The organism is Lactobacillus kimbladii, assembly GCF_014323605.1.
Classification (GTDB): Bacteria; Bacillota; Bacilli; order Lactobacillales; family Lactobacillaceae; genus Lactobacillus; species Lactobacillus kimbladii_B.
In genome coordinates this window covers 54422-71112 of the sequence record NZ_SCMB01000006.1, presented here as the reverse complement: position 1 = coordinate 71112, position 16691 = coordinate 54422, and the positions used below count along the sequence as shown (strand labels likewise).

The 16691-nt window shown below is 34.1% G+C and carries 15 protein-coding genes and 3 tRNA genes; 3 read left to right on the top strand and 15 right to left on the bottom strand.

Annotated elements, in window-relative coordinates; genetic code table 11:
* Positions 1 to 166 precede the first annotated feature (166 nt).
* The 4 genes from nadE to ERK18_RS08435 form a co-directional block, all read right to left on the bottom strand.
* Positions 167 to 997: an ammonia-dependent NAD(+) synthetase gene (gene nadE / locus ERK18_RS08450; RefSeq protein WP_187155108.1), complete on the bottom strand. Its 831-nt coding sequence runs from the start codon at positions 995 to 997 to the stop codon at positions 167 to 169.
* Positions 997 to 2472, bottom strand: a complete 1476-nt coding sequence (locus ERK18_RS08445) for a nicotinate phosphoribosyltransferase (protein WP_187155091.1) — start codon at positions 2470 to 2472, stop codon at positions 997 to 999. The genes nadE and ERK18_RS08445 overlap by 1 nt, the downstream gene beginning before the upstream one ends.
* Positions 2473 to 2548: 76 nt before the next feature.
* Positions 2549 to 3640 carry a glycosyltransferase gene (locus ERK18_RS08440; RefSeq protein ID WP_187155090.1) on the bottom strand — a complete coding sequence of 364 codons (1092 nt, stop codon included), beginning with the start codon at positions 3638 to 3640 and terminating at the stop codon, positions 2549 to 2551.
* 2 nt (positions 3641 to 3642) lie between these two features.
* Positions 3643 to 4374: a WecB/TagA/CpsF family glycosyltransferase gene (locus ERK18_RS08435; RefSeq protein WP_187155089.1), complete on the bottom strand. Its 732-nt coding sequence runs from the start codon at positions 4372 to 4374 to the stop codon at positions 3643 to 3645.
* A gap of 124 nt (positions 4375 to 4498) precedes the next feature.
* Here ERK18_RS08435 and tagD point away from each other — a divergent pair, with 124 nt between their 5' ends.
* Positions 4499 to 4885: a glycerol-3-phosphate cytidylyltransferase gene (tagD, locus tag ERK18_RS08430; protein WP_034980692.1), complete on the top strand. Its 387-nt coding sequence runs from the start codon at positions 4499 to 4501 to the stop codon at positions 4883 to 4885.
* A 41-nt stretch (positions 4886 to 4926) separates the two neighbouring features.
* Here the strand turns inward: tagD and ERK18_RS08425 are convergent, their stop codons facing one another.
* The gene (locus tag ERK18_RS08425; protein WP_034980690.1) at positions 4927 to 5625 is read right to left on the bottom strand and encodes a GntR family transcriptional regulator; all 699 of its coding nucleotides are present in this window, start codon (positions 5623 to 5625) and stop codon (positions 4927 to 4929) included.
* An 81-nt stretch (positions 5626 to 5706) separates the two neighbouring features.
* A complete protein-coding gene (locus ERK18_RS08420) occupies positions 5707 to 6822 on the bottom strand; it encodes a hypothetical protein (RefSeq protein ID WP_187155088.1) in 1116 nt (371 codons plus the stop codon).
* A gap of 379 nt (positions 6823 to 7201) precedes the next feature.
* Here ERK18_RS08420 and ERK18_RS08415 point away from each other — a divergent pair, with 379 nt between their 5' ends.
* The gene (locus ERK18_RS08415; RefSeq protein WP_187155087.1) at positions 7202 to 8932 is read left to right on the top strand and encodes a BspA family leucine-rich repeat surface protein; all 1731 of its coding nucleotides are present in this window, start codon (positions 7202 to 7204) and stop codon (positions 8930 to 8932) included.
* Positions 8933 to 8970: 38 nt separating this feature from the next.
* Here ERK18_RS08415 and ERK18_RS08410 read toward each other — a convergent pair.
* The 7 genes from ERK18_RS08410 to ERK18_RS08380 all read right to left on the bottom strand — a co-directional run bounded on the left by ERK18_RS08410 (position 8971) and on the right by ERK18_RS08380 (position 13265).
* Positions 8971 to 9042 (bottom strand) — tRNA-Gln (locus ERK18_RS08410).
* A 7-nt stretch (positions 9043 to 9049) separates the two neighbouring features.
* Positions 9050 to 9131: transfer RNA gene (locus tag ERK18_RS08405), tRNA-Tyr, on the bottom strand.
* A 63-nt stretch (positions 9132 to 9194) separates the two neighbouring features.
* Complete coding sequence (locus tag ERK18_RS08400; protein WP_187155086.1) at positions 9195 to 10376, bottom strand: aminotransferase class I/II-fold pyridoxal phosphate-dependent enzyme; 1182 nt, start codon at positions 10374 to 10376, stop codon at positions 9195 to 9197.
* A 169-nt stretch (positions 10377 to 10545) separates the two neighbouring features.
* The gene (locus tag ERK18_RS08395; protein ID WP_390885866.1) at positions 10546 to 11274 is read right to left on the bottom strand and encodes a glycerophosphodiester phosphodiesterase family protein; all 729 of its coding nucleotides are present in this window, start codon (positions 11272 to 11274) and stop codon (positions 10546 to 10548) included.
* Positions 11275 to 11450: 176 nt separating this feature from the next.
* Positions 11451 to 11522, bottom strand: a tRNA-Gln gene (locus ERK18_RS08390).
* Between the two features lie 89 nt (positions 11523 to 11611).
* Complete coding sequence (locus tag ERK18_RS08385) at positions 11612 to 12127, bottom strand: GNAT family N-acetyltransferase (RefSeq protein ID WP_187155084.1); 516 nt, start codon at positions 12125 to 12127, stop codon at positions 11612 to 11614.
* A 79-nt stretch (positions 12128 to 12206) separates the two neighbouring features.
* Positions 12207 to 13265, bottom strand: a complete 1059-nt coding sequence (locus ERK18_RS08380; RefSeq protein ID WP_187155083.1) for an SEC10/PgrA surface exclusion domain-containing protein — start codon at positions 13263 to 13265, stop codon at positions 12207 to 12209.
* A gap of 874 nt (positions 13266 to 14139) precedes the next feature.
* Here ERK18_RS08380 and ERK18_RS09650 point away from each other — a divergent pair.
* Positions 14140 to 14256, top strand: a complete 117-nt coding sequence (locus ERK18_RS09650) for a hypothetical protein (RefSeq protein ID WP_223897530.1) — start codon at positions 14140 to 14142, stop codon at positions 14254 to 14256.
* Positions 14257 to 14721: 465 nt separating this feature from the next.
* Here ERK18_RS09650 and ERK18_RS08375 read toward each other — a convergent pair whose 3' ends face one another.
* Positions 14722 to 15399, bottom strand: a complete 678-nt coding sequence (locus ERK18_RS08375; protein ID WP_187155082.1) for an ABC transporter ATP-binding protein — start codon at positions 15397 to 15399, stop codon at positions 14722 to 14724.
* Positions 15396 to 16634, bottom strand: coding sequence for an FtsX-like permease family protein (locus ERK18_RS08370; protein WP_187155081.1), 1239 nt, complete (start codon positions 16632 to 16634; stop codon positions 15396 to 15398). The genes ERK18_RS08375 and ERK18_RS08370 overlap by 4 nt, the downstream gene beginning before the upstream one ends.
* Between the last annotated feature and the right edge of the window lie 57 nt (positions 16635 to 16691).

Below are 16691 nucleotides of genomic sequence, written 5' to 3'. Positions count from 1 at the left end.
GGAGCACTTTTTAAGCAGCAGTAAATCTTTTTCACCAGTCGATTCTCTCTTTGAACTGCTAATCTTAAAAAACATATCTTAAGTTATCAGTAATTGTACTACTTGCACAGTTTTTGTCAATAATTGGTTAACTTGAAAAAATTTATAAATAAAGAATTCAATATCTCTATTTACGGTAAAAATCATCAAAGATGGTTACAGGCAGGTGTCTCTTATGTTCACTTTTACGCCATAGCGATTCGATTTTCGCTGCGGCTGTTTCAGATACCGTCCGACCTTCCAAATAATCATCAACATCCCTGTAACTGACTCCCAGTGCAGTCTCGTCTGGTAAACCTGGCTTATTTTCTTCCAGATCTGCCGTCGGCGCTTTTTGATACAAGTGCTCTGGACAATTTAAAAATTTAAGCATCTGCTTACCTTGACGTTTATCTAAACGGAAAAGTGGGGTCAGGTCCGCTGCACCATCGCCGTATTTAGTATAAAAACCGCTAAAATTTTCAGCCGCATGATCTGTACCAACTACCGCACCATTGTGAGCACCAGCAATAGCATATTGGACTACCATACGCTCGCGCGCTTTTATATTGCCTTTATTGAAATCTATAATTTCTTGCCCAGCTTCATTCAAACTGGCTACTAAAGCATCAACAGCTGGTTTAATATTGACTGTTAAATCCTGGTCAGGCTTTTGAAATGTTACAGCATCTTGTGCATCTTGTGCATCGGCCTGAACGCCATAAGGCAAGCGCACTGCAATAAATTGATATGAACTATCGCCCGTTTCAGCGCGCATCTCTGTAATTGCCATTTGGCATAATTTTCCTGCTAACGTGGAATCTTGCCCACCAGAAATACCCAGCACATAAGACTTTAAGAAGGTATTTGCTTTGAGATAATCTTTTAAAAAATCAACTGAACGTCTAACTTCTTTTTGTGGATCAATTTGAGGCAAAACATGCTCATATTTTATTATTTCTTTTTGCAGTGGTCTCATCATCTGATATCTCCCTTGTTAATATTTGTCCGAATATCCTGAATGATATTCATTTTACTGTCATACAAATCTTGAGAAAGATCGACAGGGTATTCCTGTGGGTTCAAGCTTCGTTTATATTCATCCCAAAGACCATCTAAATTAGCAGCACAAAAGTTTTTGATATCTCTTAATTTAGGCTTGTGATATTTTAACTGGCCATTCACAAAAATATCTTTTAAAAGCGGCTCCGCAGTATAATCCGTTACTACTTTGTTAATATAAGTATATTGCGGATGAAACATATAAAGTGAATCAAATTTTCGCGGATCTACACCGGCACGTGCAATCCAGTCACCCTCATTTTTCTTTTCGGTATTGGCTGAAATACGCCAAACCTGCTTTTTACCAGGAGTTGAGACTTTTTCCACATTTGAAGAAATTTTTAATGTATCACGCATATGGTGCTGATCATCTTCAATTGAAACCAATTTATAAACGGCCCCTAAAGCTGGCTGGTCATAAGCCGTAATATATTTGGTGCCAATGCCCCAAACATCAATTTTGGCTCCCTGCATTTTCAAACTGGTAATCGTCGTTTCATCCAAATCATTTGAAGCAAAAATTTTGGCGTTGGTATAGCCGGCATTATCCAGTTCACGGCGAACTTGTTTGGAAATATAAGCCATGTCACCAGAATCTATGCGCACGCCTTGAAAGTTTATCCTATCACCCATTTCATTGGCAACACGGATAGCATTTGGTACACCACTTCTGACGGTATCATACGTATCGACAAGAAAAACGCAGTCTTTATGCGTTTCTGCATAAGCTTTAAACGCTTCATATTCACTGCCAAATGCTTCAACTAATGAATGAGCGTGGGTACCAGAAACGGGAATACCAAACAACTTACCGGCACGAACATTGCTGGTTGAGTCGAAACCACCGATATAAGCTGCACGAGTACCCCAAATTGCAGCATCTGCTTCCTGTGCACGTCTAGTACCAAATTCCATGACACCGTCGCCTTGGACGGCTAGCTTGACACGAGCAGCTTTAGTTGCTAACAACGTTTGATAATTAATAATGTTTAAAATGGCGGTTTCAACTAATTGACATTGAGCCAGTGGCCCTTCAACTTGAAGCAAAGGTTCATTGGCAAAAGCAATTTCTCCTTCGGGCATCGACCTTACTGTAAGCTTTAGCTTCAATTGGCGCAGATAATCAATAAAATCATCATCATAGCCAATTTCTTCTTTTAAATATTTTAAGTCACTTTCTTTAAATTTCAGGTTTTGTAAATATAAAATGACGTGTTCTAATCCTGCATATACAGAATACCCATTGCCAAAAGGCTCTTTACGGTAGTAAACCTCAAAAACCGCGTTGCGTTCCGAAATTCCTTTTTTAAAATAGGTATACATCATGTTAATTTCATACAAATCTGTATGCAGAGTTAACGAGTCATCTTTATCCAATTCTTGGTAAAACATTCTGTCCTCTTAACTAAATCCACTAATATTTTTTTCTTATTATAAACATTTGTGGATTTTTAACAAACTTAGTAATTTATTCAATCTTGTTGTATACCAGCAAAATACTTTCTAACTGTTGTTTTAATGAAAAATGTCCTGCAACATAACTTTTTTCACGCTGAGCCATTTCTTTAAGCAGCTCTTTAGGAGTGTCTACAGCCTGCTTTAACTGAGTGCAAATCGAATCTACATCACCAATATTAGCTACAAAGCCATGCTTTTGATCCGGTATCATTACTTTAATATCTCCAACTGCAGTTGACAACAGCGGCAAAAGATTATCGCTTGCTTCCAATAAAACTAAGGGAAAACTCTCAGAATATGAGGTTAAAACCGCTAGGTCCATACGCCGATATAAATTTTTTAATTGTTTATGCGTCATAAAGCCTAGAAAAATTATTTGTGGACCCAATTTTAATTGTTGCGCCAGATTTTTTAGGGAGTTTAACTCCGTACCATCCCCAACAATAAATAAATGAACATTGGCATTATTTAGTTTTTTTAATGCTTGCAGCAGCAGTGCCTGACCCTTAACTTTTTCGGCTCTGGCAACATTTACTATATTAAAGTTGGGATGTTCATATTTAGCAGGAATCTGGCTGTCTTCATGAAAAAAAGTGCCATTATATATTACATGTACTTTTTCCGGGTTAATTTTTACTTTTTTAATTAATAAATTAGCAAATCTTTTGGTAACAGCAAAAATACAATCTGCTTGGCTAATTGCATGCAAATTGGCTTTGGTAAATATTTTGCCCTTTAACCCACGATCAGCAAAATCAAGATAGGGGTTGGAATGAATAGTTATGCACCATTTAGCCGTAATTTTTCGCCTAATTAAAGACATGAATAAATTCGCCCTAGGCCCGTGAGTATGAACTATATTAAAGTTTCCTTTATTAATGAAATCAGCCAGCTTATTCAAGCCACCTAAATCATAACGACTTTTTATCCCTAAAACATGTACATCCAGCTTTGCCGTGCGAGCTGCTTGAGCAACTGGACCGTCGGCTAAACATAATAAAGTAAAACTTCGTTGTTCATTTTTAGCTTCTTTTAGCAAATTAATGATGTGGGTCAGACCACCACCATTTTCGAGTCCAGCATTAACATGCAAAACCTTCATAATTATTCTTTTCCTTTTTTCGACTGGTAAACTTCGTGAACAAAATGTGGTAAAATCATCATTCGCTTTAACCGAGAAGGATTTTTAAGAAGACGATAAAACCACTCTAAATGAACAGTCTGCCAAATTTGAGGAGCTCGTTTGACTTTGCCTGAAAAGACATCAAAGCTGCCTCCCACTCCCATCATAAGGGCAGGTAGCAGATTTCTTCGCAAAACAGACAAGAGCTGTTCTTGACGAGGAGAACCCAGGGCAGCGAAAACCAGGTCAGGTTCTGTACGTTCTATCTGGTAGGCAACAAGTTCCAAATCTTCCTTAAAATAGCCGTCCTCAGCTCCTACCAACTGAATATCAGAATAGTCCCTGGCAATTTTTCCTTGAATAGCATGAATTACCTCGGGTCGAGCCCCGATAAGATATACTCTTAATCTACGTTCATTTGCCAACTTCATTAACCAAGAAAATAGATCATAACCTGTTACCCTTTCTTTAAGTGGCTCTCCTAATATGTGACTTGCTTTTACAATTCCAATGCCATCAGCGGTGATATAGTCAGCATCATAAGTTAAAATCTTCATAAATTCAGGATTTTCATTAGCTGACATAACAATTTCAGGATTGGCAGTAACTATAAAGGTTGACTGATGTGCATTGATTCTACCAACGAATTCATTTTGAAACTGGTTAAAACTTTTATTATCGAAACTAACTCCTAAAACATTTACTTTAGTCATAACTATATCTCCTAATCCTCAATTTACTTTATTTTATCAAAATAATATCGAATTGAGGATACGCTTTACCTTTTCTATAAATATGATACTATTAACTCGTCAAATTAATAGGAGTACTGGAACTATGAAAAAAATAATTACTTATGGTACATTTGATTTACTGCATTATGGTCACGTCCGCCTGCTGAAACGCGCCCGTGAATTAGGGGACTATCTTATTGTGGGATTATCTACCGATGAGTTCAATCAACTCCAAAAACACAAGGAATCGTATAATAGCTATGCTGAAAGAAAATATATTCTTGAAGCTATTCGTTACGTGGACCAGGTTATTCCCGAAAAGGACTGGGAACAAAAGACAAGTGATATCCAAAAATATGATATTGATACCTTTGTAATGGGTAATGATTGGAGTGGTAAATTTGATTTTTTAAAACCATACTGCAATGTAGTCTATTTGCCTCGCACTCCAGGAATTTCCACTACTAAAATTAAAGATGATTTAAAATAAAAAAGAACTCTGAACTAACTAACAAAGTTAATTCAGAGTTTTTATTTTGCAAAAGTAAATTCAAAACGATCTGCAACATAGCTGGCTCTAGTGTACTCAAACGGTACGCCATTAGAAAGCTCTGTTACTTGCAAACGAGTAATTAACGCTTCACCTTTTTTTGCATCAAGCAATCTAGCTGCATTTTCGTTTGCTACAGCTGCAGAAATATATTCGGTTACACGTCCTATTGTATAACCACTTTTTTCTAAAGTTTGATATAAATGTGAAGAAATATCGGCTTTTGACATATTTAAAATCAAACTATGCGGAATAGATACGACTTCATAGCAAATGGGAACATCATCTGCATAACGAATACGTTCCATTCGCAAAACTTCTTGTGTATCATCCAAATCCAGTCGTTCCATCTCTGATAAAGAAGGTTTGCCAAAACGATAAGAAATCAACTTACTAGAGGGTGTTTGACCATTTGCATGCGTAATATCGGTAAAGGACATGATTCCCGACATTTTTTCCTGCACTTTTTGGTTAGCAACATATGTACCGCTACCAACACGTTGCTCTAAAATACCTTCATCTTCCAAAGTTTTAATTGCCTGTCGCAACGTCATGCGAGAAACACCAAATTTTTGGGCTAACTGCCTTTCGGCTGGAATTTTACTCCCAACTTTGTAATTATGATTTTCTATTTCACGTTTAATTTGATTATGAATCTTGATGTACATTGGTTCTTCCATGAATGCACCCCCCTTACACATCTTATTATAATTCAAATTGGTCTACTCTGCATGATACCTTACAAATTAAAAATAATCAACTTAATTCTTTTTAGTGGTCCACTTCATACCCCATAAGCGAAATTCAGCATTTTGCCCACATTCTACCGTTATTGAATCATCACTTGTAGCAATCACGCTGGCATGCAAGTGTGCCTGATTTTCAACAGCCAGATTTGCACCATTAGAATTAAAGATAAGATCATGTCCTTCAAACTGAGCCTGATCGCTTAGAGCTAAGAAATACTCATACTCATTGCCACCATTGAACGTTACACGTCTTGAATTGCACTCAACCTCATTCTGAAAATCAGCATGATTGGCAATAACAGAATTGTTAAGTGTGATCTTCGCTTCACCTGTGGCAATTAAGCGGTTTATTCTGCTGTTCTGGATTATGATATGTGGGCTTTTTTCGCAGTAAAAGCCACCTTTAAACTCACTGCCAATGATATTAATCCAAGTCTCCTCGGTTATAAACATTCCAGTATCCTCTTGTGACAAAAGCTTGCTGTTAAGCATGTTTACCCAAGCCTGTCCCTGAATAAGAAGTGAGGAAACAACGGTGTTATTTATATCTAATTCAACATTTGACTTTTTAAAAGTATCAATACTGCCATGGATACGAGAATTATTGATAATAGCAGTGCCATGGCCTTCCAGTGCCAAAGCTCCAATATCTTGAACAACATTCTTGATAGTCGAATCATTCATTTCTAAGCGAAAATTGGAATCAGCAAATAAAGAAACAGAGCCATTCATAATTACTGTCGAAAATAACTCCAGTGTCACTTTACCGTTAGCAGCTATTGTAGCCGTATCACCACCAAAGCCTTTGACAATACAGTTGCGTAACGACAAAAAAGTATTAGCTTCAGCAGGTATAAACAAGCTGTTGGCATCATTTACAGTATTAACACACAAATTTTCTAAATTAACAAATTGACTCCCGGCATCTACATTCAGATAACCAAGTATTGTTGTGTCTTCAGGAAGATTGCCAGTTCCTTTAATAGTGATATCAGATAAAAAAATTCCTGCAGGTATTTCATAAAATCCAGGTTCCAAAAGCAATACATCATCAGCACGCAAATCATTTAAGGCATTATGCCAGCTAATTTCTTTACCTCCGGCACCAACTCGCACAAGTCTTGACATATATTTCCCTTCTTAATCAAAGTTAGCTCCTCTATTGTACTATTACTACACAAAAAAAGGTTAAACTTAACGATTAGTTTTAAATAAAAAAAATAATAATTTCTAATAATATTATTCTATATTTTTTAACATATGTATTCAAAAATGATTATTTAAAAATTTTGTTTCATAGCAAATATATACATTTTTATAAATAACGTTTTTATACAAAATAGCATTTTTAAATATTATTTAACCATAAGTAATAATAACTTTTTTCAATTATTTAAAATAACAAAAAGCTCTTATTTTACCAAATAAAAAGTTTGACCAACATCAATAAATACTGTATACCCTATTATAAAGGTAAATGTATAAATTACATATAGAGGTTTTAATTATGCTAAAGTCAAAACACAGAATGGGGAAAAATAACAATTATTATTTTGCAATAAATAACAAATTTAAGTTATTTTCTTATGGTATAATTGCAAGTGCTTTGTTAGGAGTTTCGTTAGCGACTAGTGAAAAATCGGTATATGCCAATACTAGTGAAACTTCTACTACGACTAAAATTTCTACTGACACAAATTATTCATTCGTGAAAAATAACAAAAAAATTAATTCACAAGAGGAAAAGAATAACAATCATGGCAAGGATAACGAATGTGAATGGACTTTTAATCCAAGTACTAAAACACTGACAATTAAAGGTGGAATACTGTCTTCTAAGCCAATTAGTCAGATAATTAACGCTAATGAAGTTCACTATATTGCTTTCGAACAGGTAATAGCAGATTATGGTTTACCCCTTAAAGTTCAACTCGCCTGCAATTCAAGTGGCAAATTTGCTAATCTACCTAATTTAGAAGGATTCATTAATATTGAAAATGTAGATGCTTCCGAAACTAGTGATTTGAGTAGTTTATTTGCAAATGATTCCAAACTTACAACATTGGATTTAAGTACATGGACTACAATCAATAACAGAGATATGAACAGCATGTTTAAAAATGATGTAAGTCTAACCACAGTTAATATGGATAACTTTAGAACAGATAGTGTTTTCGATTTTAGTCATATGTTTGAAGGTGCAAGTTCATTAGCAACTCTAAAACTTGCTAACTGGAAAACTGGCAACGTTAAGAACATGAGTTACATGTTTAGTGGGATTTGTGCAGCCGATTTGAATGATATTACAAAATGGCAAACTTACAACGTAACCAACATGAGTTATATGTTCAAAAATTCCAACATAAATCAATTAAATTTGAGTTTTTGGGACACTGGCAACATCTTTGAAATGGCTAACATGTTTGAAGGCATGGGAAAAAATCTAAATGGCTTTATTCTTAGCTTAGGCAAACATAGACTCAAGTCTGACGCTTTTACTAATATAGGAAATGAAAAGTTTATACCAGTAGCTGGTGGCAATGTCGCTCAACCTGCAGGAAAACCTATTACAGTTGCAGAATTAGCTAAATTATATGACCAAGAAGATGCTAAATGCCCCGCTGACACTTATGTGACTCAACCTATTTCATGGACAACCGGAAATATTGATTTAGATGATACTGTTAATGATATTCATATTCCAGTAAATAAGAATGATATTAATCATGGGAGCAGTAAGTCTATTCCAAATACTGGTTCGTTCCCTGTTGCAGTTAATGGAGAGCAACCAGCCTTGGCTAATAATAAAACAGTGACTCCAGAAGTAAGAGTAGCTAATTCTTCTAGTTCCGAAGCGCAAGAAGCTAAAGAGGTAGTTAAAACTCCTTTTACACTTTATTATCCAGCTCAAGTTTATGACAAAAATGGCCAACCCGTTAAAGGGTTTAAACTTAAAGCAGGAATGATTGTTGAAACTTTTGGTACTAAAAAAATTAATGAATTAGAGTTTTACAAACTTGGTGAAAATATATACGTTAACACTCAAGATGTTACTGGACAAAAGAAAAAAATTAAGCATAATTCATTCGTTTATAACAAAAAAGGTAAAAGAGTCCGCAAGTTGCTTTTAAAAAAGGGCAAGTCAGTTAAGGTCTACGGTACTCCTATTAAAATAAAGAATAAGATATATTACGTAATCGCTAAAAATAAGTATATCAAAGTTAATAACATAGCTTAAACAAACAAAAAGACAACTCTAACGAGTTGCCTTTTTTATTGGGTTAGCTGGATTCGAACCAGCGCATACTAGTACCAAAAACTAGTGCCTTACCGCTTGGCTATAACCCAGTGATAATGGAGGAGGGTGGATTCGAACCGCCGAACTCAGAGAGAGCGGTTTTACAGACCGCCGCGTTTAGCCACTTCGCTACTCCTCCGTCACGCACGTTAATTATAATACCGAAAAACGTACGTGATTGCAAGCAAAATTTTCTTAAATATTACTTCTTATTTTCTTTAACGAACTTTTCTAGTCGCTTCAGTCCTTCTTCAATTTGATCCATTGAAACAGCGTAAGAAAATCTAATGTAACCTTCTCCGCCTTCACTAAAACTGGAACCTGCTGTAACAGCAACTTTTGCCTTGTCAACCAGCTCATAAATAAATTTATTATCATCCTGTTCAAAACCATCTGGTATTTTAGCAAAAATGTAGAATGCGCCTTGGGGTTTAGCACACTCAAAACCTATTTTGGTTAGGCCGGAATACAAAGCATCACGCCGCTTTTGAAATTCTTCTTTCATTGGCAGTGCGTCATCCATACCGTTTTTAAAGGCCTCTTCAGCTGCATCTTGCATAGGTGTTGGCTCAGTAGTAACTATTGCTTGGTGAACTTTTGCAATTTGTTGCAAAATATTTTCTGGCGCACAAACAATACCAATTCGGTAACCGGTCATGGCCCATGACTTGGAAACGCCGTTCATTAAAATAACTTGGTCATGCAATGATTTCTCCATTGACGCGTGTGGTTGATCATAGTTCAACTCACTGTAAATTTCGTCACACAATGCGAAAATTGGCTTATCACGAATAACATCCGCTAAAGCATCCAATTCGTCTTGACTATACATTACCCCAGTTGGATTGGTAGGATAATTCATAACCAACATCCGTACCCGGTCGCCATACTTGTCAATTACCTTTTGCAATTTTTCTGGTGTCAGCTTAAAGCCGTCGTCTACTGTATTTACTTTTACGATTTCAACGCCTTCATTAATAACGCCCTCGTCAGTCATATAAAGTGGAAACAATGGAGTTGGCACAACCATAATATCGCCAGGATTCAAAGTAGCCAACACAGAATCAAAAATTGATTCAGTTACGCCATTGGTAACCAAAACCTCAGTTTCTGGATCATAGTTTTGCCCATATTTTTTACTCAAAAACTGGCTGGCTGCCTTGCGTAAGCCAATAGTCCCATTTGAAGGAGCATAGTGGGAGTGATTTTCATCAACTCCTCTTTTGGCTGCCTCTTTGATATGATCAGGAGTGTTGAAATCAGGCTCACCAAGAGTGAATTTTACAACATCCGGAATCTTGCCGGCATAATCTGAAAACTTCAAAATCGGATTAGAGGGAGCATCAGCTAAACCTTTTCGTACGTATTTAATTAAATCTACCATATTTTTCACCAAACTTTCTTTTCAATTATATAGATTATACCTTTAATAAAATTATTTTTCTACAATATTTTTCTAATTATTAACTAATTTTACATATAAAAACACCTTTAAACTGTATAAGTTAAAGGTGTTTTAAAATTAACTATTTTAATACTCCGTATAGGTTAGCTTATCCCTGAATTTGATCACGTAATTTAATCATCATAGGGTAGTTATTAGTAAAAATTCCTGCAACATGTTTTTGAAAATATTGTTTAGCAATTTGCGGGTCATCAACAGTCCAAATTCGTTCAGTAACTGCTTGCTCTCCTGGTAAAAGCTTGCCTGGATGAATGCCAGCAAAGTGGTTATCTTTAACTAATTTAGCTGAATTAACTACTTCTTCGTCAGTCAGGTAGCAATAGATCTGGTTAGGATCAATTTCCTGGCAATTTTTTAGTGTAACATAATCAAATGAAGAATAAATGATCGGATAAACGAAGTGATAAAGCTGAGCCAAGCTTAACACAGTATTTTCAATACCTCGATAATGAATTACTCCAGTTTTAAATTCCAAATTTATTTGAATATTTTTATTTTCCAGTAGTTCAAATAATTCTTGCAGCGTCGGTACCGACTCACCATTTGACAAGTGCAGCTGCCTTAAGTTACTAAGAGTAAAGTCCTTAATATAACCGGTGCCATCAGTTGTTCGGTCAACTTTTTCATCGTGCATTACTACTGGTATGCCGTCCTTTGTTAAGTGAACGTCAAATTCAATCCCTTCTGCCCCATTTTGAACAGCATTGCGGAAGCCTTCCATTGAGTTTTCTGCAAACTTCACGGGATATCCTCTATGACCAAATACTATTGTTTTATTTTTGCCACTATTCATATTTTTGTGTTGGTTAAACCTCATAAAAAAAGAAAACATTACAAACCAAACATAGAGGTTATAATAAACCCTTTTCCCTAATTTTTAAATAGTAAAATACCAAAAAAACAAAAATATTTTTGGTATAATTTTCCTGCAAAAAAAGAAACAGCTCCTATTACAGAACTGTCTCTTTTCGGGTTGGGTGTTCGTAAGAACAATTGGGTTAGCTGGATTCGAACCAGCGCATACTAGTACCAAAAACTAGTGCCTTACCGCTTGGCTATAACCCAATACCATCTGAGCTTTTACTTGTTTGCTCAACATTTAATAGTATAGGAAATTGTGCCCTGCAAGTCAAGAGAAAACAGCTTTTTTCTTGCTATAAATTAAGCTCATAGGCATTTCTAGCGCCATTTTCAGTTTGATCAACCTGAACAACTCCCCGAAACTCAAAGCCTAAACTTTTAATCAACCCCTGCATGCGCTTATTGACCCCATGTGTATCAATACGGAAATTATGAATGCCCAGCATCAACCCACGCGATATCAAGTTTGACATCATAAATTGACTCAGGTGCTGTCCACGAAATTCTGTGCTAATTGCTATCCTATGAATAGTGGCATATTGTTCATCATTATTTTTCCAAGCACCATCTATTTCATTATAATTGGGATCAGCCGTTGTTAACAAAACGGCAACACCGGCAATTTCTTTATTAGCCACAAGACAGTATGCGCGCTTTAAAGTTATATCTTCTGCAAGCATTTTGCGGTTAGGAGAGCCATTTTGCCATTGAGGATTACCGTCTTTTTTCAGCAATTCTTTTGCTTCATCAATGATTTTCATAATTTGGACCAAATCTTCTTTTTCAGCCAAACGAATATAAATTAACATTTTATTTTCCTCTGTACTTTCACAAATGTATTTTAAAAGTAATTATACAATAAAAGCAGCCTTTCAAATAGGCTGCTTTTTATGGCTGAAAACCATTATTATACTTTTTACTTTTAACTACATACGTAGGAACGCTAATAAAATGCATGGAACAAATATTATCATTATGCGAAATACTAAATCCATAATAATTATAATCACCATCATGAAGCGAGCCTTGGATGTTAAACAAGTCCCCGGCATGTTCCCATTCTTGATAATAACTTCGGTCAGATCTCTCTTTTTCACCGCTGCCAACGTAGCCAAAAATCATTTGTTTTAAACCAAAATAAACACTTTTCTTTAATTCCGTCATAGACATTGTGGGGCTAATATTATAAAAGCCGGCCATATCTTCAACAAAATTATCGTCAAGGTTAAGTCCATTAGCATGACAAGCGCGAATAATACCGGGAACATAATGACTGTCCTTAATTGTTTTATTATTTTTAGTATATTCCAAGGCAATATCTGCCGCTAATTTTCTAGTTCCATTACTTTCAACCCAGGGAGCTAAATTTAAATCATTCCTTGCTTCATTAATAAGGCGAAGAGAAAAAGCAGTTATATCTCCAATTTGCTTAGGTGTAAGCTGATTTAGGTCAACCTGAGTTGCATCATCAGCTTTACTTTCAGATACTTTGAGACGACTAAAATCATTAGTTTTCATCCCTTGCATTGAAGCATTAATAAAATTCTTGCTGGGTTTACCCTGATAAGCGAGTAGCAACTCAGTTTTAGTGTAACCCTTCGGTAATTTCATTCTTGCCTGGGTATATACTCTTTTGGTGCTCTTTTTAACTACTTTAACATCTTTAGCTAAAATCCAATGTGAATTGTTACCAATTTTATAGGCCGTTCTTTTTTTCTTACCAATTTTTTTCTTGGCACTATATGGATACTTGTATTTAGATTCTGCATAAAAATTAGAATGTTTTCCGGAAATTTTATACAGGCGAACTTTTTTCTTCTTTTTTACTTTAACATAGCCCTTGATAGTGGCTGCCGTTACTTGTTCAGCTTCGCCTATAGTTATTCCTGGAATAGTGATTAAAAAAATAATATTAACTACGGCAATAGCAAATTTGCTTTTCTTCATATTCTTCCTCGAGAGTTTTTCTAAATTGGCTCTTTATGGTACACATTTTAATTCTAAACTTATTATGAGAGATTGCCAATTAAATTATTTTTTCAATTAAGAAACATTTTGTAATATTTTTAGCTTATTTTAAATAAAAGCGGTTATGAGTAAATGTCGATTACCAAACATACTAGTTTCCAAAATGATTTTTTAAGATTAAGTTACCTCTCAGAAATATTATATTGCTTTCCTATATGTACAATGTTCTTATTTCCATCTTTAAAGCTTATTTTTGATAATAACAAAGGAAAACGAAAACCAACAGACTTCTGCAAAACTCTAGCTTCACTCAAACTTGCTATGGCAATACTAATAGCTATGTCCCGCGGCTTTACTTCTTTTATGTGATATTGGCTGTGTAAAACCTAATATAAAGATTTGCTTAAGTCAACCTTTTCCAGTCCAAAAAAGCGAAGCAAAGGAAAGTAGTTGCATTCTAATAACACAGGTTCACCATTACCTAAATTTAACCATTCGTTCAATATAAAGAGCCGTCTTTGCTTTTAATCTTGATTTTATTTTGCCTGGTTATTCTACTTTTTCACCTTAATTACTTGTGCACTGGCTTTAAAACTTTCGTTAGCCTCACGACTGTTTGTAAGACTCTTAAAATTTTAAGTGAAGAAAATTACTTTATTAAGCTTTATGATAAAATAACTTGTGTTTCTGACAAAAGTAATGAAATTAAAATTCAAAATCAAAAATTTTCAAGTTTAACAGACAGTACCGCTAGGACTGGCAAAAAATTTCTAATCATCTAAGTAACATCAAAAGTGTTATGAGTAATGATAAACAAAATACATTTCTCTAAACTACTAGTGAACAGCAAAAAATAGAAATTAAACGTTTGAGATATATCGATGACATTCCATTTTGCCTTGAATGGATTTATCTTGGTCCAAAATTTGAAAACATTAAAACGGGAGATCTTAACATGCCATTATACTAAATTTCACAAAACAAATTTCATATTCCTAGTAAGGGTAAGAGAACTTTTAAAATTGCGGTTGCAAACAGAGAAGAATCTTTTTTGCTTAGTGTTGACAAAAAACACCATTAATGCGAATTAAGGATCTAGTCTATAATGATCACAACTTCCTTTACACATAACGCGAGAAATTATTCGCAGTGATAAATTTACATATGCAGTTAATCATTAAGTTTAAAAACTAAAAAAATTAAACACTATTAATACTATAAAATGAATAAGAGAAAGATTTCTTTTAGAAAATCTCTCTCTTATATGAGCTATAAAGCTAAATATACTGCAAATGCTATCAGTATAATTCCTACAAATAATAAACTTAACCTAATTTCCTTAGCAAAGTTCTTCTTTAAACAGAGAATAACTAATATCAGTCCTAGTATAAAAGATAGGCTCATTATTCCAAATCCCATAGTTACGCCACTTTCTTTAATTTACTTTCGTAATTTTCCCATTACTAAGTCTAAATATATTTTCGTGCAGTGCAGCAACTTCTTTATCATGCGTCACTGTCAAAATTGCTTTACCTTCATCTTTTATCTTTTTAAACAGCCTTATGATAGTTTTAGCGTTTTTTTCATCTAGGGACCCAGTAGGTTCATCTGCTAATACAATTTCTGGATCATTAATTAGAGCTCTAACAGCAACAACTCGTTGCTTTTGTCCACCTGATAAGGTATTTGGATCTCTTGGGAGGAGAGAATCTATATCTAAATATTGAGCCAACTTATGCATTCTACTTATAATTTTGGTTTTGTTCTTTGCTTTTGAAGGCAAATAAACCGTAGGCAATAAAATATTCTGTTCTACTGAAAGTCTTTGAATTAAGATTGGTTCTTGTAATACAAATCCAATTTTTGTATTGCGTAAATGTGATAATTTTTTATCGTTGCACAGTGATAAATCTTGCCCTGCAACAATAATTTGACCACTGTATGAATTATCTAGTGAACCAATCAAATTCAAAAAAGTTGTCTTACCTTCACCAGAAGCACCAATTAATGCTGTCATAGAACCTTTTTCTAAAGAAAAATCGATATCTTTTAAAATAAATTTGTTTTTTTCAAAGCCCTTACTTAAATGTTTAACATTTACTACTTTACTCATGAGTCGCTCCCCATCCTTAAGGTTAAAGGTGTTTTATTAAATTTATAAATAATTAACATGGAGGAAAAAGTACCTATAACCAATAATATTAAAAAACTAAGAATTAAGCTGATTGATTCTATTTTAGGAAGAAGAGATGATAAAATTATTTGTGTTTGATCATCAAAGCGATCTGTTGCTAATACATAAGAATTTCTAACCGCGTAGATAGTAACTGGTATGAATGAAAATATTGTAAGCAATAACTGATACAGGAAAGTTATGATATACAAATGATATTTTCTCAACCCAAGTGAAATTCTAATTGCAATTTCTTGTCTTGATTCTGATAAACTTTTCCAAATATTCCATAAGAATAATCCTATGAAAATTATCAACATGACCAATGATAATACTAAGTATAATAAAGCTCTTGAGTTGTAAGTCGAATAGAAAAATTTAATGTTTTCTTTTATTGAATAAAACTTAACATTACCAAGGTTTTCTTTTCTAATAGTTTTAGCTAGTTTTGAAACTTTATTTTTAGAAGTATTGTAGATTAATAAATCTTGATACATTTCAGTTAGTTGATCTACATTAATATGCTTCTTATCTTTATCAGTCAACGGTCTAAATATAGTTTTATTGAGCATATAACTTCCATCCAACATGTAAGCTGATGGTAATCTTGTATTTTCTTTCATGATGCCAATAACTTTATAAGTTTCTTTTTTCCCAACTGGCTGACTTAAATCCTTAAAAGTTGATCCAAGTTTTACTTTCCTTAATCCTGCACCAACTATCACTGGTATTTCTTTTTTATTACCAATATAATCTGATTTTGAAAACAATCTCCCCTTTTTAACTTTAAGAGGATAAAATTTAAAGTAATTACTATTAATTGTATATATTTCTATGTTTCTATATCCATTTGGCATATCAATTTGATCTGACCAACTAGATGAATAATCATAGTTATGATCAATATAATTAAACAATTTCTGTGCTTTTTTATTCGATCGATTAGAATTTTTTTCGTCAAAAATATAATCAATTTGATCACTAGTCGTTTGGTCATTTCCCATAAATACATCTTTTTTAATTAATTGTTTTAAATCGTTCTTGCTTTGTAAGACATGTAAGTTAGAACGGATGAGAGTATAAGAAATAAAACTAAAGGACACCATAGTAACCAACGTTAAGAGGACTAAAACCACACGCTTTAAAAATACATTTTTAATAAATTCACTATACACTATTCTGAACTCCCTTTTATCAATTAAGTTTTAATAAAAGTAATAATCACTAGTATG

Excerpts from the sequence above, each read along its gene's own strand:
- nadE (WP_187155108.1), bottom strand. The coding sequence starts at position 997 with ATGAGACCACTGCAAAAAGAAATAATAAAATATGAGCATGTTTTGCCT.
- ERK18_RS08445 (WP_187155091.1), bottom strand. The coding sequence starts at position 2,472 with ATGTTTTACCAAGAATTGGATAAAGATGACTCGTTAACTCTGCATACA.
- ERK18_RS08440 (WP_187155090.1), bottom strand. The coding sequence starts at position 3,640 with ATGAAGGTTTTGCATGTTAATGCTGGACTCGAAAATGGTGGTGGTCTG.
- ERK18_RS08435 (WP_187155089.1), bottom strand. The coding sequence starts at position 4,374 with ATGACTAAAGTAAATGTTTTAGGAGTTAGTTTCGATAATAAAAGTTTT.
- tagD (WP_034980692.1), top strand. The coding sequence starts at position 4,499 with ATGAAAAAAATAATTACTTATGGTACATTTGATTTACTGCATTATGGT.
- ERK18_RS08425 (WP_034980690.1), bottom strand. The coding sequence starts at position 5,625 with ATGGAAGAACCAATGTACATCAAGATTCATAATCAAATTAAACGTGAA.
- ERK18_RS08420 (WP_187155088.1), bottom strand. The coding sequence starts at position 6,822 with ATGTCAAGACTTGTGCGAGTTGGTGCCGGAGGTAAAGAAATTAGCTGG.
- ERK18_RS08415 (WP_187155087.1), top strand. The coding sequence starts at position 7,202 with ATGCTAAAGTCAAAACACAGAATGGGGAAAAATAACAATTATTATTTT.
- ERK18_RS08400 (WP_187155086.1), bottom strand. The coding sequence starts at position 10,376 with ATGGTAGATTTAATTAAATACGTACGAAAAGGTTTAGCTGATGCTCCC.
- ERK18_RS08395 (WP_390885866.1), bottom strand. The coding sequence starts at position 11,274 with ATGAGGTTTAACCAACACAAAAATATGAATAGTGGCAAAAATAAAACA.
- ERK18_RS08385 (WP_187155084.1), bottom strand. The coding sequence starts at position 12,127 with ATGTTAATTTATATTCGTTTGGCTGAAAAAGAAGATTTGGTCCAAATT.
- ERK18_RS08380 (WP_187155083.1), bottom strand. The coding sequence starts at position 13,265 with ATGAAGAAAAGCAAATTTGCTATTGCCGTAGTTAATATTATTTTTTTA.
- ERK18_RS08375 (WP_187155082.1), bottom strand. The coding sequence starts at position 15,399 with ATGAGTAAAGTAGTAAATGTTAAACATTTAAGTAAGGGCTTTGAAAAA.